Genomic DNA, 20,325 nt, shown 5'->3' with positions numbered 1-20,325 from the left:
TGAGTACAAGATAGGCTGCGTGTCCTGTTCTAAGCAGGATCGGTGCCAACCACTGCCACAAAGGTTAACGGCGGTAAAGTTCTTTTGTTAACCAAATACGGGACTGAGACAATTAGGTTTTTCGCGCATCCGGCGTAACGCGGTTAACGCTTCATGTTTCGGAAAGAGACGCTTCAAAAGGGTCTTGGGCCAGATTTATGGCTTGAGCGCGATTTCACCGATGACCACGGGGGCCGGGGTAGCGCGGCGGATATTGCCCTTATCGTCAAACTCCGACCACTGGCTGCGCGCCACAAAGACGAAGCGATCACCGATCACCTGGCCGCCGCTCGGTTCCTCAAGGTCGGGGTGCCCGCGCAGCAGGACCTCAGCCTTTTCCACCGCACTCCAGTCCGCACGCATCCGCAAGCGGAGGATGCGGTTGGGTTTAAACCCATTTTGCACCGCGATCAGATCGTTGCCGTAACGATAGAGCCCGTCAATCCCCAACAGCGCTGCCCCGTCGGGCGCGATCAGGCGCGTTAAGGTCCCCTTGCCCAGATCGACGCGGTAAAGCCCCGACGCATAGTCGGCGACGATCAGTGCGCTGGCGTCGGCATTCTCAACAAGACCCTGCGGTGAGCCGAGATACCCTTCGGGGATGAGCACCTGTAGCTTGCCCTGATAGCCGTTCAGGCGCAGCACCTCCCCCGTATTGCCATCGGACACATATAGGTCTTCCTTGCCGGCATATAGGTCAGCCAGCCGCCGGTCCGGCCGCGTGTCTTCAAACTGCGCCAGTATCTTGCCAGTGGCCAGATCAACCTTGATCAACTTGGAGGTAATCTTGGCATCGGGCGCATAGCCTACGGTCTGACGCGACGTCGAGGTCGAGGCCCACAGCACACCCTCCCTGACCGCAATGGCGTTAGCGGCCGCACCGGCGCGCAACGAAAGGCGCTTTTCGAGGCCCATATCACTCAACGGACCGACGACGCCGTTGCGCAGGCTAGTGGCCAGCAGCGTCCCGTCGTCAAGCACCGCCACCCCTTCCATCAGGTTGAGACCCGTCAGGCGATTGAGCGTCTTCAGGCTGCCCGTGCGGGCGGTATTGGCCGCCTGCAGCGACTCAAGATCCGCGTCCCAGATCGCATTGAACTCCGGATAGCGCGCCAGATCAAGCACCAGACCGCGCTTGAGATAGTCTATCAGTGCCGCCCGTGCCGCCGGTTTTCGTTTCAGTTCCAGCGCCGCCTGTGCCTTTAGCAGCAGGACCGACGGCGAATCCGGCAAAATCTCCCCGGCCTGCGTCAAGCGATCGAGTGCGGTCTGCCGATCATTCTTCTGCAAGGCGGCCATGCCTTCGGTGCGCAGGGCATGAAAGCGGCCAAGGTCAGAGGCCGGATCAATCTTTTGCGCGGCTGCCGGGCCCGCGATTACCGTCGCCAATACCGCCAACGCGATCAGGGAAGTCTTCATCCGGTCCTCTCTCGTCAGTACGCCCTGACCGGAAACTAGCCTTCGGCTCCAGGGACGACAAGTTTCAACGGCAAGGCCGTCGTGGTTTTCACAGAGCGAATGACGATACGACTTTCTATGGCGGAAACGAGGTCAGAGGCCAATAATTTGTCGCGCATGAAATCGTCATAGGCGTGCATATCGCGCGTCACGATACGCAGCATATAATCTTCACGGCCGGTCACCGTGGCGCAAGAGACGATTTCCGGCCACTCGGCCAACCTTGCTTCAAAGGCTTCGAGGTTATCACGCGACGGGAGGGACAGTTTGACCGCCGCATAGACCTCAAACCCCAGCCCCAGCTGATCGGGCTCCAGCAGCGTCACGCGTTTGCGGATAACCCCGATGTCTTCCAGCCGTTTCAAACGTCGCCAGCACGGTGAGGGCGACAGATTGACCTTCTCGGCGATCTCGGCCACCGACAGGTTGGCATCTTCCTGCACCAGAGTCAGTATCCGCGCATCCAGTTCATCGATATCAGCGGACACCCTTGCCCCCTCGCTTGCATTTTATGAAAAGACATTTCCATAAAAGCGCATTTTGCAAAAAAATCCACCCTTATTCCGCCTCCCCAGCCTTTGTTCGACGAGAAATCGTAATGGCTCTCGGGATTGGCCACTCGCGGTATCATGAGGCTACATGATAGAGGCTCAATCGGAAAATTATTCAACAAAACAATGGCATGAAAAGCTGCGGTCTAGCCACGTCTGTGCGCCAATGCCAAAACTGCGAGCAATTACAAGAAAACCGCCCCTTTGTGTCGCGGGGGCTTTGCGCTGGGCGCTGGGAAGAGTAAACCGGGGCAAAGGGAGCCACTCATGCGTATTCTCAATCTGATGCTGGCCAAGGGACGCGGCGGGCTGGAGAGAATGGCCGTGCGATATCACGAGGCGCTGGTGGCTGAAGGCTTTGAGGTGCTGAGCGTCGGTCACGCCAAGGGCGTGCTGGCCGAAAAGATCAAACCCGAACAGTTCGCCCGCCTCAACAGCGGCTTTACCGGTGACCCGCTGGCGGCCCTGAGCCTGAAAGCCCTGGCCAAACGCTTTCAGGCCTCACTGGTCATCGCCCACGGCAACCGCGCCATCGCTCTGGCCGGGCATCCGATGGCCGGGCTGGGTCGTCAGAGCCTGGGGGTAGTGCACAATTTCCGCTTCAAGCCGAGCCTGACCAAACTGCGCACCGCCATTGCCGTGTCTCCCGCCGTTCAGGCGGCCATTACCGCCCGTTATCCGCGCCTGGACACGCACATGCTGGAAAACTTCACCGCTCTGGTCATGCACCCGGTCAAGACCTTCCCCCTCGATCGCCCGCGAATAGGCTCGCTCGGGCGGCTACATGTCAACAAAGGGTTTGACGTGCTGATCCGCGCTATTGGCCAGCTGCGCGACCGCGGCACAGAATTGTCCCTGCTGATCGCCGGAGACGGCCCGGAAAAGGCGGCGCTAAACACCCTGATCACGGAACTGAAGCTGGAAGATCGTGTCACCCTAACAGGCTGGATTGAGCCCGCAGATGATTTTGTGGCGTCGCTCGACCTGTTCGTCCTATCGTCGCGTGTTGAGCCGTTCGGATTGGTGGTGGCTGAAGCCATGGCCGCTGGCGTTCCCATCGTCTCCACGCGGATCGACGGGCCACGACATATCCTGCGGGACGGCGAACTGGCCACCCTGATCCCACCCGAAGACCCGGACGCTCTGGCTGACGCCCTTGAGGCTTTGATGCAGGACTGGCTGCCCGTGCTCGACCGCGCCTGCCACGCGCAGGCCCACGCGCTGGAAACCTACGGCCTGATTGCGGGTCAAACGCGCCTCAAAAGCCTTATCAACCAGTTTGAGCCGGAAAACTGAAAAAGCGCACTTGAACCCCCGCCTCAATTTGGATATAGCGGGCGCCTTCCCAAGGCGTGGACGTTTTCCGCCTGCGGAAACCCGGCTGGTTGGGTAGCTCAGATGGTTAGAGCGGCGGATTCATAACCCGCAGGTCGGCGGTTCGATCCCGCCTCCAACCACCACCTCTGCTTCAAAAAATCCTTGTTTCCCCGCGCCCCCTAGCGCCTCACAGGGTAGCCATCATACTGAATGTGATGTAACTACCCGCTCCTCGTTGCGCCTCTTGATTTTTAGAAGACCATGACCCCTGCACACAATTCCGAGCTACTGGCCGAAGTGATCGACCTGATCTTCCCGGACGCCCTGCCGACGCCGGCCGAGCTGGAAGCCCGCTACCCCCCGCGCGACCTTCCGCAAGGGGCCATGGTCACCCGTGTCGGCCCGAGCCCAACGGGTATGATGCACATCGGCACCCTCTATGTCGGCCTGCTCTCGGAACGCTTCGCGCAGCAAAGCGGCGGCGTCTTCTTCCTGCGTATCGAAGACACCGACAAAAAACGTGAGGTCGAAGGTGCCACGGACTTCATCTCCAGCGCTTTTGAGCACTTCGGCGTCGTGGTCAACGAAGGCCGTGACGTTCAGGGCGTAGAACACGGCGCCTACGGTCCTTACACCCAAAGCGCCCGCATGAGCCTCTATCAGGCCTATGTCCGCCACCTGATGCGTGAAGGCAAAGCCTATCCGTGCTTCTGCTCGCCCGAGGAACTGGATGAACTCCGCACGCGACAGCAACTGCGCAGCGTAGCTCCCGGCTATTACGGCGAGTGGGCCATCTGGCGTCACAAATCGCTTGAAGAGGCGCTTGAGGCCCTCAAAGCTGGCAAACCGTATGTGATCCGCTTCCGCTCGCCCGGCAATCCGGCTGAAAAGGTCGCCGTTACCGATCTGATCTTCGGTGATCGCACCTTCCCCGAAAGCGATCAGGACATCGTCATCATGAAGTCCGATCGCCTGCCGACCTACCACCTGGCGCACGCCGTCGATGATCACCTGATGCGCACCACCCACGTCATCCGCGGCGATGAGTGGCTGGCCTCGCTGCCGACGCACCTGCAACTGTTTCAGTCGCTGGGCTGGGCACCACCGACCTATGCCCATATCGCGCCGATCAACAAGCTCGACGGGTCTTCCAAGCGCAAGCTAAGCAAGCGCAAGGACCCTGAGGCCAGCGTCATCTATTTCATGGATCACGGCTATCCGCCCGCTGCCCTGATCGAATATCTGCTCAACCTCGCCAACTCCAATTTCGAAGACTGGCGCAAGGAAAACCCCACTGCAGATTACCGCAGCTTCCCGCTGTCGTTCGAGCGTCTGGCCAAGAGCAACGGACCACTGTTCGACTTTACCAAGCTCGATAACATTAGCCGCGACATCGTAGCCCGCCTGAGCGCCGAAGCGGTCTATGCGCAGATCGTCGAATGGGCCAAAACCCACGACGCACACTTCGCGGCGGTACTGGAGGCCGAAAAGGCCTACGCCATCGCCATCCTGTCGATCGAGCGCGGCGGTCCGAACGCGCGCAAGGACATCGCCAAATGGCAGGACGCCAAAGCCCTGATGGCGCCCTTCTTCGACTCCGAATTTACCTCGACCGCGGAAGACGCGCTGAGCGTTCTCGGCAATCGCACGGCCGAAGAGGTGCGTGAGATCGTGAGCGACTTCCTCAGCATCTATGACGAAGCCGACAACAAGGACGCTTGGTTCGATAAGGTCAAAACCATTGCCCGCGAACGCGGCTTTGCCGAAAAAGCCGGGGATTACAAGCGCAATCCGGAACTCTACAAAGGCACCGTCGCCGACGTCGCCAAGATCTTCCGCGTCCTGCTACTGGGCCAGCCGCAAACGCCCGACCTGCATGAGGTCATGTCTGCCATGGGCCGCGAACGCGTCGTGAAACGCTTGACGCGGGTTTGAAGCGTCTGGCGCATATGGCTCCCCCAGAAGGCCCACCTGTGACGGTGTGCCTGTTGAGTCTCACCAGAAAATGACCCCTTGAAGGTCGAGATTTTCATTTCACCGTGACCCTCGTTTTGGCGATGAACCCGTTACCCGATAAGGGTAGGGTTGGGTCACCCCCCGGCAAACACACAGGCTTAAGCTTAGGCGAAAATCAACTGTTCGGCCATCATCGACCATCGGCGACGTCGCGAAAAGTTCAATTGTCTATGATCAGATACAATCGCCAAATGAGTTGCGCGTCTCTCAATTGAGAGACATACGCGCAATGCGAGAGGAGGCTTCTATGGCCCAGACTTCCATGCTTCACGTTCGAATCGACGACGAACTTAAAGCGGCTGCCGCTGAGAAACTCGCTGACTTCGGGCTAACCATCTCCGATGCCGCACGCATCTTGCTCACTCGTGAAGCAAAGTACGGCGGGCTGCCAGCTGGTCTCATGACTTCACCAGAAGCCTATGATGAGTGGTTTAGAGCGAAGGTCTATGAAGCTCTTGAGGACGAAGGTCCCGGCATCAATCATCAGCAGGTGATGAACGAAGCCCAAGCTCTTATTGATAGGAAGCGTCGTGCTGGCGCTTGAATGGCGTTCGGCGGCGCGCGCAGACCTTCTCGCGATAATCGATTACATCTCTGACAATAATCCAGATGCCGCGCAGCGCTTGAAAGATATCATCGAGACCAAGGTAGCGAAACTCCAACATCGGCTAAAGTTGTTTCGACTGGGCAGAGTATCGGAAACACGCGAAATGACGGTTCGTCCCATCTACGTAGTAATATACACTTTCGACGCTGAGAAGATATCGACTCTGAGAGTGCTCCATACCGCACGACAATGGCCTGAAACCTGAAATCTGAAACCCGAATCCTTGTCGGAGCTGCGCCCTGACCGGAAATGGAACCGCGAAAGTGGCGGTTTGCAATTCTTTCCCAAAAGCGGGAGCCGAGTTTGATGTCCGGCCAACTTCGGCTTAAATCACGTAGCGACCGTGACCGCACGATACCTGAGCGTCATCGCTCGTCATGGGTGGCGTTCGCACTCAAGGTTTAGGAAGCCAACGCGAATTTGTTAAATCACAAGCCGCCCGCTCACTGCCCACGGTTCAAATGGCATGTGCATTCGCATCCCTAACGGTGTTTGTAACGGGACTTGTGAACATTTATTCCCCAAACTCCCAAAGTCGGAACCAAAGCCCGATTTATGGGCATCGTTTTCAGTTGCACTTTGTTTTCGCCATATCTTGACCAGGCAGAGATTCCGACACCCAAGCCTTCGAAGCCTGTTAGCCAAGGACATTTCCATGCAACTAAACCGATCTTCCTTTTCGCGCTGCCTAGTGGCGGCTCTGATAGCTGTGTCTCCAGCGGTATTCGCCGCCGAACCCGCATTGACAGTATCCGAAGAGAAAGCCGCGGAATTGTTGGTTCTATCGACGCACGATCTGCTGGAGACCTCCTATAAGTGTCAGGGTGTTATTGGGCCGGAAACCTATGACAAGGCTAAGGAGATGACCGTCGTCTTATTCAGTGCCATGGGCGCGGACGAAAAACTGAGCAACAATTTCATCGCCTCTCAGGACGCAACTTTTACCTCAGAATGCAAAGACAAGGAAAGTTGCTGGCGAACCTACATGAATATGCCGACCCAAAGCGAGGACGAGGGTGAGATCGCCTGTCTTAAGAAAAACAACGAAACCTTGGCCCTGATTAAGTCGCTTCTCAAAATCATTACCGGGACCACTTAATTCAAGATTAGATAAAACCTTACGGGGCGGTTTTCAATGTTGACAATATCGATGTCGTTGGTGCCCGTGAAGGTCGGCACCCACTGACAGCCTAAGGATTTAGATGAGGCACTGACCTGACAAACCGGTGCCCCCGTATCGTCGCTTACAGCCAGTTCAAGCTTTACACCACCCTGTGGCTCGACGACGACATTTGCCTTCTGTCCAGCAATGAAGCTTTGTCGCGTCCTAAAGCGCGCGTTAGCCGCCAATTCGCCATAGCGATAAGCCGGGCCTAACACTCGCCCACGCCAAAGCGGTAATTTTGTCTCTTTCGTTCCTAATAATCTGGCACGTTCGGCCCACAGGTTAGCCAAATCGGGTTCGCCCTCAATGGGCCGTGCGCCGATTTTCCTGAGCGTAACTGCAGCCTGCATAAGAGCCTCGCCATCGCCTTTATCCTCAGCCTCAAACCCAGCACGTAACGCCGTTGCCAGCTGATCCAATGGAGTTTGGCTCCCCCCGGTTATGAGAAGGCCTGCAAGTAAAATGGATTTCATGACGTCTTCCCCGCAGCATTTGGATTGGTGACTTCTGGCGAGACAATGAACCGTGCACCCCCAGAGGCTCCATCCTCAAGCCTCACATCGAGTCCATAACGGGCAGCGATGGCGCGGGTAAGCGCCAACCCGAGACCGTGCCCGCGACGGCTGTGATCAGCCCCCCCTCTGCCATAGCGTTCAAATATTCTGATCCTATCAGCCTTTGCCACCCCCGGCCCATCGTCCTCAATCTCAATCGCGGGACCTGAAGAGACTTTAAGGCGAATGAATTCTCCGGACGCTCCGTACTTGAACGCATTGTCGAGAAGGTTCACGAGAAGCCGTGAGATTTGCATAGCGTCGGCACGCATGGTGACATCATCCTCGATCTCGCAAATCAGTTTGAGACCCGCCTCTTCCGCGCTGGCCGCATAAAGCTCACATATAGATCGGCTGACCTCTGACAGACTGATATCGCCAAGCCCTTTAAGGTCGCCTCTCTGGGCCTCAGCAGAGGCGATATCCAGCAGAGCATCCAGAAGCTGCAATAGGGAATGCGTCTGGTCGCTGGCCGCCTGAAGCGACGCCAAGACGTCTGGACTGACCACTTTTTCCATCGCCAGCCGCAACCTGTTCTCCAGAAGCATCAATGGCGTGCGCATTTCATGCGCGACATGGTCGCTGATGTCGCGCTGAGCGCTTAGCAGACGCTCAATACGTGTCGCAGCATCCCGAATATTGGTTTCCAGATAGCTGACTTCATCGCCGTTAAATGAGCCGTTTACAGCCACGGGAGACGGGCCGATCAGGTTTTCAAACAGGGTGTTCATGGCGGAAATCCGACGTCGAAGGCTCAGGCTTGCAAGGCCGCCGATCACAAACGCCGCGGACACCATAACAAGCAGTGCCCCGCCAAACATAAGTTGGAGCTGGGTAAGGGAGGCCTCAAGCCTCTGCTCCGATCGGCCAACGGCAAGGATCAGACCGTCTCGAAGCCGTGTAGCGCGCAACTGTACGGCCACCGGCGGGTCAGAGAGACGCATACTGAAGGTCGGGGAGGTGGCTGGATTAATCGCCGGCAGAGCTGGAAGGTTTGCGACTAGAACCTCTTGTTGAGAATCCGTCAAACGGTAATAGGGGGTTTCAGATATAGCCGGTGCGACATCTAGCCGTTCTTTCAGACGCAGAATTAGTCCTTCACGTCCCTGACCAGCGTAGATGTCGACCAAACCGGCAATATCCGTATCAATCGCTCCCAGAAGCGCGCTACGCCCCTGATGGGCAAGCCCTTGATAAATGGCGCCGAATAACAAGGCGCCCACCACGGCGGTCGCCGCGGCGACCTTGAGTGCTACCCCCAGCGCCAGTGAGTGATAGACGTGCAGCCGGCTCAAAGGTTCGCCTCGCTGACGGGACAGATCAGGCGAAACCCTATCCCTCTGACGGTCTCCAGCACGGGTTGTTCAAAACCGTCTTCAAGGCGATTTCTAAGACGGCTCATGTTGACGTCAATGACATTCGTCTGCGGGTCGAAATTGAGCCTCCACACCTTCTGCAACAACATGTCGCGTGTAACCACATCCCCCGCGTGTTCCATCAGGAGCTTGAGAATTTCGAACTCTTTAGGACTTAAGGCCAAATGTCGCCCGGCGCGATGCGCCGTGCGCGACTTAACGTGCAGTTCCAGATCGCCGTAGATTAGTATGGCGCTATGCATGCGGTTCTGCGAGCGGCGGATCAGAGCGCGAACCCGAGCAAGAAGCTCCTTAGGTTCAAAAGGTTTGCCAAGATAGTCATCTGCCCCGCTGTCAAGCCCGTCGATACGGTTTTCACTGCGCGCCAGGGCCGACAGTACCAGAATGGGTGTGGTTATCCCGGCCTCGCGAAGGGTTGTGAGAACGTTTAAGCCATCAGTATTGCCAAGCATCCGGTCGAGTATGATCAGGTGATGCTGACCTAGCCCGGCCTCGCTGAGGCCAGCTGACGCCGTCGCGCGCCAGACGACCTCATAGCCCTCCCGGGTCAGGGCTTCACCGACGATCGCCGCCCCTTCGGGTTCATCTTCGATCAACAATATGGACGAAGGCGGCATAGATGTACTCTTTAGGCTGTTCACACAAATAGGAAATTAGAGCAAGAAAGAGCAGGTAGGCAATTTACAAACCCTGTCAGGATCATTGAGAAATCAGTGAGAAAGGCGCCCAGATAACGGGCTGGCTAGCACTATCGACGCGCGGGTTTCTCATCAGATTCAGCATGGCACGCCGCAATGCCTGCGGCTTCGACAGCCCCCGCTTATGGAACCTAACCGTCTCGACGCTTAAGTGCTCGGCGACGTCATCACGCACCGGCCAGAGAGAGACCAGAAGATTGCGCCCTCCAGCCTGAATAAAGCCCTGGGCTAGACCCGAATAGACCCCAGCCCCGGCTTCTCGTTCGGCCCCGGAATTACACGCCGAAAGTATAACCCATTGCGCATTCAGTTTAAGACCGGCGACCTCCGAAGCGGTCAAAAGGCCGTCGTCATCGGCCGTTGCCTTTTCAGGAGGTGTGAGAACGAGCGCAGGCTCGCTCAACGACTTTAAATCGCCGCCCAACAAGCCGTGGGTCGCAAAAGCAACTATGCCATATCGGTCGAGTGCTGCCGCCTTTACTCTCGACTCATTTGCCTCATCGCCAATGATCAAGAGATTATTCGGTTCATTGAGCGCGGTCTGTAACCGTTGAAGCTCAAATCGGGCCATCGGGAGGCTCGGCAACAGGCGTATGAGATCGGCATCGACTTTGCCCCCCCTGAATAGAGCCTGCGTTGCGGGGAGGTCAACGGTCGGGGCTTCAGGTCCGAGGACCGGCGCGCCTATACCGGCAAATCCAGATGAAAGAGCTCCCGGCGCAGGTCTCATCAAAAGGGCCGGCTTGACGGAAAAACCGAAACGTTTGATGGCATAGGCCGGGGTTGCGCCTCCCGATCTGGTCAACAAAAGTGCAAATGGTACGCGCATGACGGGCCCCGCGCCCAATATGGCCACATCTTCGATGCCTTTGAGAGCCCGCATATTGCGATCAGTGAAAATCGCCTGCCCGAGGCCTAGGGCGGCGACCTCGTCAAAGGCGCCACCGGTTTCGCCAGACTTGAGGCTAAGACGAAGGTTTTCTACATAGGTCCTGACCCCCGAGCGGCTAATCGGCGCAATGTCATAGATCAGGCCTTTCGGCGTCAGCACCATTGTGATGAGCTGATCGTCGACCGACACCGGCATCAGCAGCGCCTCGTTAGATCGCAGACGGGCTCTGGCGATCTCAAGCGGCATAGGACTTGGCTGCATCAGATCCTTGAACTCAGGGACTTCTAAGTCCAAAGCCGCATTTAGCGACACAAGCGATTGCCGGGCATGATCGAGTTGCGTCTGGACCTCCGCGACCACTTCGTCGGATTTACCAAGCGCAAATGCGCGCTCGCGCTCCAGCCGGAAGATCAGGGCCTGAGTAGCTTCAAGGTCAGCAAACAGCGCCTGTGTTCTTGGGTTAGGCAAGCTGGCCCGGCGGGCGATCATATGGGCGTTCACCGCGTTCTCGGAAAACCCCGCCAGTTGCACCGCATCAAATGCGATGCCTAACTGTCCGGCACTCAACGCAATATCGGCAAACCGGGCGAAATTGTTGCGGTAGACCTCGGCCAGTTCGGCCCGTTCCCGCACAGTAAGCTGCGCGCTGAGGAGACGCTCGCGCATCGCTTCTCCGAGGGGGCGAGCGAGGTCAAACGCCTTTTCGGCCTGACCTTGACGCGAAAGGATCAAGGCCTCGAGCATTTCAGCGTCAAGGCGCGCCTTGGCGTGGAGGGGATATTCTTTGCGATAATAGGGCAGAGCCGGCCCTAAGGTCTCAAGCGCTGCATCCAGACGACCCTGAACCAACAGCAGGCTAGATAAGCGGGTGTGAATGGCAAAGCGCGTAACCACGCCGCGATTGCCCAAGGGTTCGATGGCTAAGAGGCCCTGACGAAACCGCGCCTCAGCCTGCTCCAGATCTCCCCGTTCAAAAGCCAGATCGCCCAGTTCCATCCATACGATGCCAATCGTATCAGGTGTGTTGACCGGCGGCTTTTGTTTCACCACCTCAAGGGCATTGAGCGCGAGCGCTTCAGCTTCTTCGGTTCGGCCCATGCGATGAAGCACGCGCGAAAGATTATAGCCAAATGCGCCACTTTCCGAAGACACCTTTCCAGTGTGGGCGACGGCCAGTTCCAAAGCCTTACGCGAGTAGATTTCCGCCTCGGTATTGCGGCCGAGATCACTGAGCTGATCGCCAAGTTTTGAGTAGGCCCATCGCACGGCCCGATTATTCTCAGGTAGGTTTTTTAAAGCGACCTCAAGAGACCTCTGGCTCATTTCGACGGCACGATCATAATCCCCGACATAGCTTAGCTGTCCGGCATAGTTGCCAAGATGGCCGCTGTAGGAGCCGGCCATGCCGTTTTCCGCCGTCATTCGGGCCATAGCGCGCTCATAGGTCTTAAGCGCGTCCTGTAAACGGCCGGTCTTCGTGTACGCAAAGGCCATGGAAGCCAGAATTGAGCCGGCCTGCTGACCGTCGGCCCCTCCGCGCCGCGAAATGACCTCAAGGGCACGTTTCTGCATTTCGATGGCCGCGTCAGGGCGTCCGGACGCATTGAGGTAAACCGCCTGATTTTTCAATAGATCAGAAAGCTGCGCCGTGTCGCCAAAGCCTGCCCGTTCATAGACTGTAAGGGCCTCGGCGATGGTGTCGGAGGCGTCTTTTACGCGCTCATTGTGATAGAGAGCCAGAGCATAGATGAGCGACAGATTGGCGAAGTCATTGGGGTCGATTGCTTTTGCCGCTCTGGCCTCCTGCATAAGAGGTTCAAGGGCCGCAAGCTCCTCTTTGGCGTCACTAGGTGGGGTAGCGTCATAGGCGGACTGAATGCGCTTATGAAGATCGTTCTGATATAAGGCCGGCCTCAAGGTCTGTGACTTTGACGCCTGCGCTTTAGAACCTGGCTGCCCAGGAGCCTTGGCTGCGGCGCTCACGCCGGGGACGAGCATCAACGCGGCCGTCAAAATCCATGGCCCGACCTTCTGTCTAATCATGGTATCCCACTCCCCTCGCCTTTCGTCCCTCAGTGCACCTTGCCGCAGTAACACGGGTATTGGCAAGTGCGCCTTTAGTTACCATTTCCGATACAGGCAAGGCGTGCACTGCCCTTCTCTCCGGGGACATCCAGCACGTAGTTGCGCCATGTTTCCTCCATAACTTCGATACTTCGGGCATCGCAGTTTTTCTCACGCAGCCACGCCCGGGCATAATCGATATGTTTACAGCCAAGCCTAATGTCCTGCTCGGCATACCCTATGTGCCCGCCGATGGCGCGTCCCAGTTTGGCTTGTTCAGCGGCGGCCTTGAAATACCATATGGCCTGGTCCTGCCGTTCCTTGATGACCTGAAGGCATTGGGCCGGGGTGGCGTTATGCAGTTCATTACGACACGAGATGGCAGTATCTATCGACCAGTGTGAGCCATACTGCGCATCCATCTTTTTGAAGTGTGGAACGATTTCGCCCTGACGCGATTTGCCGAGCTTTCCGATCCACGCTTCAAGATCGGCCATAATCGGCGGCAACTTATCGGGCTCGTTTAGCTTGAAAGCCAGCGCAACCCCCGCAAGCGCCGCCGCGCAATCCAACGCCCTATCTTCGCCTACGGGGCTTGGACTTGTCTGCCCCTTCACCTCGCCCGATGTCGCAAGCACAAGCACCAGGGCGCCAGCGAAGAGACCGCATACGGAGGCAACGGCGGAGGAGAAGCGCATCTATCAAATCCAGGTGGGCGATGCACATGAGCTTACGGGCAGGATCGATCCGTGAAAAATGACAAACTCTGTAAGGAAACAGGAAGGCTAATACTTACAGCGTATGTAAGGTGACAGTTGCGAGCCAGCTTGCCACCTTTCCCTCACCGACGACACAGCAGAGGTTGAAGAGGGAAAAATGGCACGATCGCCTTCACAACAATTTACGCAAAATTTTAGCGGATTAACCGGGGCCATCTGTGCGCTGGGTCTCGCCACAGCGCCCGCCCATGCAGGGAATGGTTTTTCCGCCGAAGCTAAGGCCCAGTTCACTTCGGGGATTATAGCCTTTACCGAGGCCCGCCCTATGGGTCTTAACGCTATGGTGCGCGCGTGCGGGCAGATGCGCTCAGGCCTTGAAACCTACAGCGGGCAGGTGCCGAAGTGGGCCGTGAGCGGCCAGACCGATCTGTGCAACGGCATCGATGCGCTGAACTCAGGCACAGACAAGGCCAAAGCCTGCAAGATCATCCGAAAATCTGCCCTGACCTTCGACAAGGTCAATGTCCGGTCTGAAGAGAACGCCTACATCTACACCTACATTTCTTTCACCGCCGCCATTGAAATGGTGGAACGCGAGCACTGTGCTGCCTGACGCTTAGTACTGGAAAACCGATATGAAGTCCTTACCCATAGTCCTATCCACGCTTTGCTTAACCCTGGCCCCTTTGGCGCCCTCCGCCCTTGCGCAAGAGGGTTCAGGCCAGGCCGACCTATCTGCTCAGGATTTTTACAAGCAATGCAAAAATGCAAAATCCGATAATCCGGATCAGCTCAAGCTTTGCTATGTCGACTCATTCGTGGCGTTACGCAAAACCGGCGATACGTCTGGCAAATGTGCGCCCGGCCTGATCGGCCTGCTGTCACAGCCTCATACGCATCTCACGCGCCTCAAGGCGACGATGAAGGACAATAAGCCCACAGATGATGAGACGCTGAGCGCCTACCAAAAACGCATGCTCAGTGCCGCATATCCTTGCCCCTAAACAATCAGCCATCGGAAAGCCCACATCCCATGAGGCGCTTATCATTCATCCTTGGCCTCAGCATCGGCCTGTCTTTATACGCGGCGCCTCCTTCCTGGGGCGCGGCGACCGATGCCCAAAGAGAGGCGGTCAAAAAGCTTCCCCACGATCTGAAAAACCTGATGGAAAGCGCCTATTATTGCCGCGGCCTGACCGGTGAAAAGCCCTATGCCGAGGCCAAATCACTGACCCTCAGCGTTCTGAGCCAACTGACTGATGCGACCATGGCCGAACGCTTCGTCTCTGAACGCGAAAAGTCGTTCGAAGCCGACTGCCCGCAGGAGATGCGCTCAACCTGCTGGGCCGACTATCTCGATGTGCCAGCCAATGAAAGTGAAGTCGGCGCCGAAGAGTGCGATATCGAACAAAAGCTCGCGATGGCGGCCGTGGTGCTGACGCTTCAGACCATCCGAGGTACGTCTGCGGGCAAAAACTGATCTAGCCATTTGGTTAAGGGGACATATCTAACCATGAAGTTTTTTCGTATTTCCGCAGCACTCGCAGGTTCCATCCTGGTCGCTGCCTTCAGCGCTCAATCGGCTTTGGCCATCCCTTTTAAGGGCGAGGGCGCCAGTATCTGGATGGCGCGAACGCAACAGTTTGTTGAAGCCACGACCGGGGAAGGCCTTACCAACGAGGGTCTGTTTGAGCGCCAAAAGATGGCGTGTCAGGGCATAAGCGGTGAACTGTTCAAAATCGGGGGCGTTGTGCCCATTTGGGCTGCGGAAAGCCACCGTTCATTTTGCCGTGGTGTTGATGGTTTTTACAGCAAGCGCAACTTGCGAAAGGCCTGCGGTGATTTCAAATCGGCGATTGGCTATCTGGAAAATGCGAAACCGGAGAAGGCTCCCCAAGACGTGGTAGCCACCGCGGACAAATTTCGCAAAACGCTCGAGTTCGTTCTGACCGAAGTGAAAAAAGAAGACCTGTGCTGACTCTTTCGCCTTGAGTGTGCGTATCGAATTGGAGTGGCCGCCTTGCCGTATGTCCATGAGAAATTTAAACTTACCTGCGGAACCTGGCTTGTCATTTTTGCGCTGTCGGGGTCCGCTCAGGCGCAAACCGCGACGGCATTTAACCTGACCTGCAAGTCCCAGAGCAGCCATCTGGAAGGTACTAACAGCTTTGGTACGCTTCTGAAGACAGAGGATTACCAGGGAATTATCGATGAGACCGTCGAGCTGGCCGTGGACCTCAAGGGCGGGACTTCTTGCCACCCGCGCTTTTACAAACCTGAGGAGTTTGGCGAGCCCACACCGATCATCAGCGTGTCGGCCAAGGAAATCGTTGTCGGCGATATCGCGGCCAGAGAGGTTGAAAGCAATGACTATAGTGTCATGTCTTATCAGGCTTCATACCAAATCGCTTCGCAAACGATACCAATCGTCTATGGCTTCTTTGACGACGCGAAAACGACCCAGAAAGGTTCTATAACGCTCACCATATCGTGCGTGAAAAGCACTTATAAGCTTGGCTGATGTGTCACCCGGGAAACGCCCACCGCCAGGTCTGCGACCTCCCTGAGGCCAAAGCACACACAGTACTAAAATGGGTGCAGCCCAAACAGGTGCGGGACTATCCCCCGCCTTTCGATGGCACGCCGTTGATTGCCTATCTGACCGATTTTATTTAACTTTAGCGCGGTTGCAGCTTTCTTCGACGATAGGGGCAAACATGGCCTTCTTGTCGCGGATGTCTTGGCGCGCGGTTTCGAATTGTTCTTTAGTCGGACGCGGTTTGTCAGCCGGATTGGCGGGGGCTTTTTCCGCCATGTCGAGACTGCCCAGCGCATAGTCATAGGACTTTATCGCCTCTTTCAAGGCCGCGCAGGCGGCGGCATCCTGCCCCAATTGTGCCTGTGTGGCCGCACCCGTCACCTGAACCTCAACATTTTTCATGTTTATCTCGTACCTAAGGACGGCGTCATTGAACGCTGTATCGGCATGAGCGGACATGGGAGTAAGGAAGGCCAGCAAGGCACTGAGGGCGAGACGGCGAGACATGTGAGGGGCTCCTGAAACAGTCCTTCAGAGCTATCACGCGCGAAGCGCCTCCTTTACTTACAATGCCTGTAAGGGTGAAAAAGATTGTATGCCAATGAGATGGACTGGCCGCCTCCCCATCCGGCGCAATCGGGCTAGACTGCTGCGCGCCCATTGCGAACATGTGTGTGCCCGTTAAAGGTCCATTCTGAAAGCGGACTTTAGGGGCAATTTATCTCAGCCAGGCGCGCCGCCCGTACAGAAATCCAACCTAGAATTCCGACGGCGGGTATCCGCGCCGTGTAAAAATGGCATTACGATTGTCTTTTAGAAACGCCTCGCCAATGCCCAGAGACCACTTGCCTGAAATTATCGCTTGCAATTTATAAGGCTTGACCACATACCTTGCATCACAAAGCAACATGTGATGCATAATGACTTCATCCGACAAAAGCTCAGATACTCGACGAACCCAGCTGTACAAGGGCGTGCTGGAGCTGGCGCTCTTGAGTTTGCTAGATGAAGAGCCGCAATACGGCCTGCGGATTTTGGATCAGCTCCGCGAAGGGGCAGGCCTGGATCTGTCCGAAGGCACGCTCTATCCGCTGCTTCACCGACTGAATAAGGCCGGTCTGATTTTGTCAGAATGGCGACACGAGGCCGACGCCTCACACCCGCGCAAATACTATGCACTGACCGCACTAGGTCAGGCAGAGCTAAACGCTCAGCGCGATGACTGGCTGACCCTTACTCAAAACCTGAACGCCTTTCTGTTGCGGAGATCGTCATGAACGACGCCAACACTATCCACATCTGGTTGAACGAACTTGAACGCGCGCTGGCGGGTCTTCCTGAAGCCAGCCGTCGGGACATCGTCAACGAAGCGCGCGCACATCTCGAAGATCGGGTGGCCGCCGGCCTTTCAGCCCGCTCGGCGCTGCATGGGTTTGGCACCGTCAAGGACTATGCGCGCCCATTCATAGAGGACTTTTTGTTATCGCGGGCCATCACATCAAACCATAGTTTGCATATGATCAAAGCCTTGGTCACCCATTCCGCCAGAAGCATCGTTGCCTTTCTCGGTCTGACCTTCGCCGCCACCTTTGGGGGCTTGACCCTGATCAATCTGCTGTGGCTGATTGATAAGATTGGCAGCCCCGACAAGGTTGGGTATTTCACAGATTCTGGCGCTAACAACTACATAGGTCATTTGCCGGCAAGTGCCCTCGGCGCCACCGAACAGCTCGGCCCTTGGTGGTATGTGCTCACGATAGCCGGGATTATCCTTTCGCTATTCCTAGCCAGGCTGTGTCTGCGTCTGTCGGGATTTGCCATTGTGCGGGCCCGCTCACAATCGGCTTAATATCAGATCGCCTCAAATCCCAACGAGAACGGAATTCCATAAAGCGGGCCCCGCTTTACGCAAGAGCAGCGCGGCCACTGCAAAGCCGCAGGCGGAATGATGTTTTTATCTGAAGTCATCCGCCTCTAAAGACCTAAGCCAATCCACAAAACCGCCGATCTTCGGAAACTCTGCGTGCAGCGTCAGAGGCTGAGGTTGTGCGCGTATGATCTCACAGGAAACCTCACATGAAATGGCACTATTCGCCCTTTATGGCGCTTCTGACGTCTACGGCTTTGGTTATGACTATGGCCGGGCCGGTTGCCGCACAAGGGACACGTGAAAAGCCGAAACCGAAGCCAGAGACAGCCAAGACAGACAGTGACCTTACAACCGTAACCGTGACTGCCGCGAAGCCTACGACGAAGATCGACCGCGATGTCTATGATCCCAAGACCGAACCGGCAATGCCCAACTCAAATGCTGTCGATGTCCTGAATAAAGCACCCGGCGTCAACGTCGATCCGGAAGGCAATGTCACCCTGCGTGGCAATTCTGCGGTACAGATCCTGGTCGATGGTAAACCCTCTGCCCTGATGCAGGGCAATTTTCGGGCGATTACCTTACAATCCCTGCCCGCCGATGCCATCGCCTCTATTGAGGTCATGACCACGCCATCAGCACAATTCAGCGCGGATGGCGGCGGCGGCATCATCAATATCGTCATGAAGAAAAACCGAACGCTCCGCCCAATCTTAGGGATGCGGCTTGGGGCCGGTAATGAGGGCCGTTACAGTATGGGGGTGAATGCCGGGGCAACCAAAGGCCGGTTAAACGTCAACGGCAGCCTGAACTTTAACCGGGATACGCGCCAGCCCGAATTTAGCCTAGACCGTGAACGTTACACTCCGACAGGTACATTTCGTTTTGGCGGCGTGAGCGACCTACCTCAGTCAACCGACAGCTATGGTTTTATCGGTGCTGCTGGCTTCAGTCCTAGCGATACTGATGCCCTGGGTTTAGAGGTGACACTGAACCGTAGCGATTTCGAGTCTACGGGGCTAAGCGCCTTTGAGGAACGCGATCCTGTCGGAAAGATCACGACCCAATACCAGAGCCGTGACGACCGCCGCAATGAAAGTCAGCAAGGATCGGTACGTCTGAGTTTTAGTCATCGTGGTGACACAGAAGGTGAAACTTTGAAGGCCGACCTGCGGAAGAACCGTAGCACGCTATCCCGCGACACCGTATCCGACTACAGCTTTTCAACCGCCTCTCCAAACCGAAGGACTTTGCGATCCGGTGACAACACTCAGCGTGCCCTGGCTATGAGCGTTGACTACAGCCGTCAGCTTTGGAGTGGCGTTTTCACGTCCGGCTTTGAACTGAGCACCACGGCGGCGAGAACCGGTAATGCCGAATATGATATCAGCCTGACCACGGCCGCACACGCTCTGGATACCCGACGCAGCAACGCCTACGAAGTTAATCAGGATCAGATTGACGGGTACGTTACCTATCAGAAGGCCCTCGGCCTACGCTGGACAGTGCTGAGCGGCCTGCGGGTCGAAACCACGAACCTGACCCTCAATCAGGTGACCAGCCACGTTTCTGTCAGGCAAACCTACAGCCACATACATCCGAGCTTTGCGATACAGTACCTGCTGAGCGAAACGTCTAAGCTGAGGTATAATTACGGCCACCGAATAACACGGCCTGATGTGAGCGACCTCAATCCCTTCATCATCTATTGGGACGACCGCAATGCCCGTTCCGGTAATCCGGATCTGCAACCCTCAGAAACGCACCTCAGTGAACTGCGCTACGAATACAATAACCGCCCCAAAAACCTGACTTTTACAGCAACCTGGTTTTACAAGAAGACCGAAAACGTCTTTGTTGAACGCAGCACCTACATCGACGATAACCTCTATCTGAGCCGTCGGGAAAACGGCGGTTCTGGCTCGGAAAATGGCCTTGATCTAATGTATAATCGACGTATCGGGACGAAGTGGGATGTCAATTTGCAAACCACATTCAAGCGTGAGCGTCGTCCCCCGAGATCGTCAACTTTCACAACGATCACTGAGGCGCAAACGATGGCAGGTGGTGTGCGCATCGGCTACCGGATGTCGCCTAACGATCAGGTGCAGGTTTCGCTCAATACGGCAGGCAAACAACTGACGGGCCAGGGCTATACAGAACCGACGCATCGCTGGAGCGTAAGCTACAGCCGCCGGATCAATGGGAAACTGACCGCGACAGCTAGCCTTCAGGATCACTCCACATCGCGCAGCATTATTGAGAACCAGGCCGGTCACACTGTCACTGAATTTAATCTGGGCGGCCTCAATGTCATGTTCGGTTTGCAAATCAATCCGTTCGGTATCAGCAGAGCTACGCGCTGACGCGTGAACCTCCGAAAAGCGCGGATTGCGGCCCATTGGGACGACCTGCAAATTCGCGAAATCAGACATGAGAGAGGGTTCGGGCCTCAAGCTG

Annotated in this window: 21 protein-coding genes and 1 tRNA gene; 14 read left to right on the top strand and 8 right to left on the bottom strand. The window is 56.4% G+C overall.

The genetic code is table 11. The features are described 5' to 3' along the window. Positions 1-195: 195 nt before the first annotated feature. Both ASTEX_RS02880 and ASTEX_RS02875 read right to left on the bottom strand, forming a co-directional pair. Positions 196-1,458, bottom strand: coding sequence for a tetratricopeptide repeat protein (locus tag ASTEX_RS02880; protein ID WP_013478104.1), 1,263 nt, complete (start codon positions 1,456-1,458; stop codon positions 196-198). Positions 1,459-1,493: 35 nt separating this feature from the next. Further along, complete coding sequence (locus tag ASTEX_RS02875; protein WP_013478103.1) at positions 1,494-1,985, bottom strand: Lrp/AsnC family transcriptional regulator; 492 nt, start codon at positions 1,983-1,985, stop codon at positions 1,494-1,496. Positions 1,986-2,315: 330 nt separating this feature from the next. Between ASTEX_RS02875 and ASTEX_RS02870 the strand changes: the two genes are divergently transcribed. The 6 genes from ASTEX_RS02870 to ASTEX_RS02845 all read left to right on the top strand — a co-directional run bounded on the left by ASTEX_RS02870 (position 2,316) and on the right by ASTEX_RS02845 (position 7,087). Beyond that, positions 2,316-3,344: a glycosyltransferase gene (locus tag ASTEX_RS02870; RefSeq protein ID WP_013478102.1), complete on the top strand. Its 1,029-nt coding sequence runs from the start codon at positions 2,316-2,318 to the stop codon at positions 3,342-3,344. A gap of 87 nt (positions 3,345-3,431) precedes the next feature. Next, positions 3,432-3,508: transfer RNA gene (locus ASTEX_RS02865), tRNA-Met, on the top strand. Positions 3,509-3,626: 118 nt separating this feature from the next. After that, positions 3,627-5,300 carry a glutamate--tRNA ligase gene (gltX, locus tag ASTEX_RS02860; RefSeq protein ID WP_013478101.1) on the top strand — a complete coding sequence of 558 codons (1,674 nt, stop codon included), beginning with the start codon at positions 3,627-3,629 and terminating at the stop codon, positions 5,298-5,300. 328 nt (positions 5,301-5,628) lie between these two features. Continuing rightward, positions 5,629-5,925: a type II toxin-antitoxin system RelB/DinJ family antitoxin gene (locus ASTEX_RS02855; protein WP_013478100.1), complete on the top strand. Its 297-nt coding sequence runs from the start codon at positions 5,629-5,631 to the stop codon at positions 5,923-5,925. Beyond that, complete coding sequence (locus tag ASTEX_RS02850; RefSeq protein ID WP_013478099.1) at positions 5,912-6,193, top strand: type II toxin-antitoxin system RelE/ParE family toxin; 282 nt, start codon at positions 5,912-5,914, stop codon at positions 6,191-6,193. The genes ASTEX_RS02855 and ASTEX_RS02850 overlap by 14 nt, the downstream gene beginning before the upstream one ends. Positions 6,194-6,643: 450 nt before the next feature. Beyond that, on the top strand, positions 6,644-7,087 hold the full coding sequence (locus ASTEX_RS02845) for a hypothetical protein (protein WP_013478098.1): 444 nt from the start codon (positions 6,644-6,646) through the stop codon (positions 7,085-7,087). Here the strand turns inward: ASTEX_RS02845 and ASTEX_RS02840 are convergent. The 5 genes from ASTEX_RS02840 to ASTEX_RS02820 form a co-directional block, all read right to left on the bottom strand. Beyond that, complete coding sequence (locus tag ASTEX_RS02840) at positions 7,084-7,626, bottom strand: hypothetical protein (protein ID WP_049781588.1); 543 nt, start codon at positions 7,624-7,626, stop codon at positions 7,084-7,086. The genes ASTEX_RS02845 and ASTEX_RS02840 overlap by 4 nt on opposite strands. Next, complete coding sequence (locus tag ASTEX_RS02835; protein WP_013478096.1) at positions 7,623-9,002, bottom strand: sensor histidine kinase; 1,380 nt, start codon at positions 9,000-9,002, stop codon at positions 7,623-7,625. The genes ASTEX_RS02840 and ASTEX_RS02835 overlap by 4 nt, the downstream gene beginning before the upstream one ends. Next, positions 8,999-9,700, bottom strand: coding sequence for a response regulator transcription factor (locus ASTEX_RS02830; RefSeq protein ID WP_013478095.1), 702 nt, complete (start codon positions 9,698-9,700; stop codon positions 8,999-9,001). Before ASTEX_RS02830 ends, ASTEX_RS02835 begins: the two co-directional genes overlap by 4 nt. Before the next feature lie 82 nt (positions 9,701-9,782). After that, entirely contained in the window at positions 9,783-12,716 is a 2,934-nt protein-coding gene (locus ASTEX_RS02825) for a CHAT domain-containing tetratricopeptide repeat protein (RefSeq protein WP_013478094.1), read from the bottom strand. 74 nt (positions 12,717-12,790) lie between these two features. Next, complete coding sequence (locus ASTEX_RS02820) at positions 12,791-13,435, bottom strand: hypothetical protein (protein WP_013478093.1); 645 nt, start codon at positions 13,433-13,435, stop codon at positions 12,791-12,793. A 178-nt stretch (positions 13,436-13,613) separates the two neighbouring features. Here ASTEX_RS02820 and ASTEX_RS02815 point away from each other — a divergent pair, with 178 nt between their 5' ends. From ASTEX_RS02815 to ASTEX_RS02795, 5 genes are read left to right on the top strand one after another with little or no spacing between them, the layout of a single operon-like run. Then, positions 13,614-14,069 carry a hypothetical protein gene (locus tag ASTEX_RS02815; protein WP_041658471.1) on the top strand — a complete coding sequence of 152 codons (456 nt, stop codon included), beginning with the start codon at positions 13,614-13,616 and terminating at the stop codon, positions 14,067-14,069. Between the two features lie 22 nt (positions 14,070-14,091). After that, the gene (locus tag ASTEX_RS02810) at positions 14,092-14,460 is read left to right on the top strand and encodes a hypothetical protein (RefSeq protein ID WP_013478091.1); all 369 of its coding nucleotides are present in this window, start codon (positions 14,092-14,094) and stop codon (positions 14,458-14,460) included. 29 nt (positions 14,461-14,489) lie between these two features. Then, the gene (locus ASTEX_RS02805; RefSeq protein ID WP_013478090.1) at positions 14,490-14,936 is read left to right on the top strand and encodes a hypothetical protein; all 447 of its coding nucleotides are present in this window, start codon (positions 14,490-14,492) and stop codon (positions 14,934-14,936) included. Between the two features lie 33 nt (positions 14,937-14,969). Beyond that, entirely contained in the window at positions 14,970-15,434 is a 465-nt protein-coding gene (locus tag ASTEX_RS02800) for a hypothetical protein (RefSeq protein WP_013478089.1), read from the top strand. A 42-nt stretch (positions 15,435-15,476) separates the two neighbouring features. Further along, positions 15,477-15,977, top strand: coding sequence for a hypothetical protein (locus tag ASTEX_RS02795; RefSeq protein ID WP_013478088.1), 501 nt, complete (start codon positions 15,477-15,479; stop codon positions 15,975-15,977). Positions 15,978-16,124: 147 nt separating this feature from the next. Here ASTEX_RS02795 and ASTEX_RS02790 read toward each other — a convergent pair whose 3' ends face one another. Further along, entirely contained in the window at positions 16,125-16,502 is a 378-nt protein-coding gene (locus ASTEX_RS02790; RefSeq protein WP_013478087.1) for a hypothetical protein, read from the bottom strand. 413 nt (positions 16,503-16,915) lie between these two features. On the opposite strand from ASTEX_RS02790, the gene ASTEX_RS02785 reads away from it, so the two are divergent. The 3 genes from ASTEX_RS02785 (at position 16,916) to ASTEX_RS02775 (ending at position 20,231) form a co-directional block, all read left to right on the top strand. Beyond that, positions 16,916-17,272 carry a PadR family transcriptional regulator gene (locus tag ASTEX_RS02785; protein WP_013478085.1) on the top strand — a complete coding sequence of 119 codons (357 nt, stop codon included), beginning with the start codon at positions 16,916-16,918 and terminating at the stop codon, positions 17,270-17,272. Then, positions 17,269-17,844 (top strand): HAAS signaling domain-containing protein, encoded by a 576-nt coding sequence (locus tag ASTEX_RS02780; protein WP_013478084.1) that lies wholly within the window; start codon positions 17,269-17,271, stop codon positions 17,842-17,844. The genes ASTEX_RS02785 and ASTEX_RS02780 overlap by 4 nt, the downstream gene beginning before the upstream one ends. Before the next feature lie 227 nt (positions 17,845-18,071). After that, the gene (locus tag ASTEX_RS02775; protein WP_013478083.1) at positions 18,072-20,231 is read left to right on the top strand and encodes a TonB-dependent receptor; all 2,160 of its coding nucleotides are present in this window, start codon (positions 18,072-18,074) and stop codon (positions 20,229-20,231) included. Positions 20,232-20,325 lie beyond the last annotated feature (94 nt).

It is taken from the genome of Asticcacaulis excentricus CB 48 (assembly GCF_000175215.2).
In the GTDB taxonomy this organism is placed as follows: domain Bacteria; phylum Pseudomonadota; class Alphaproteobacteria; order Caulobacterales; family Caulobacteraceae; genus Asticcacaulis; species Asticcacaulis excentricus.
This window is presented reverse-complemented; position numbering and strand designations above follow the sequence as displayed.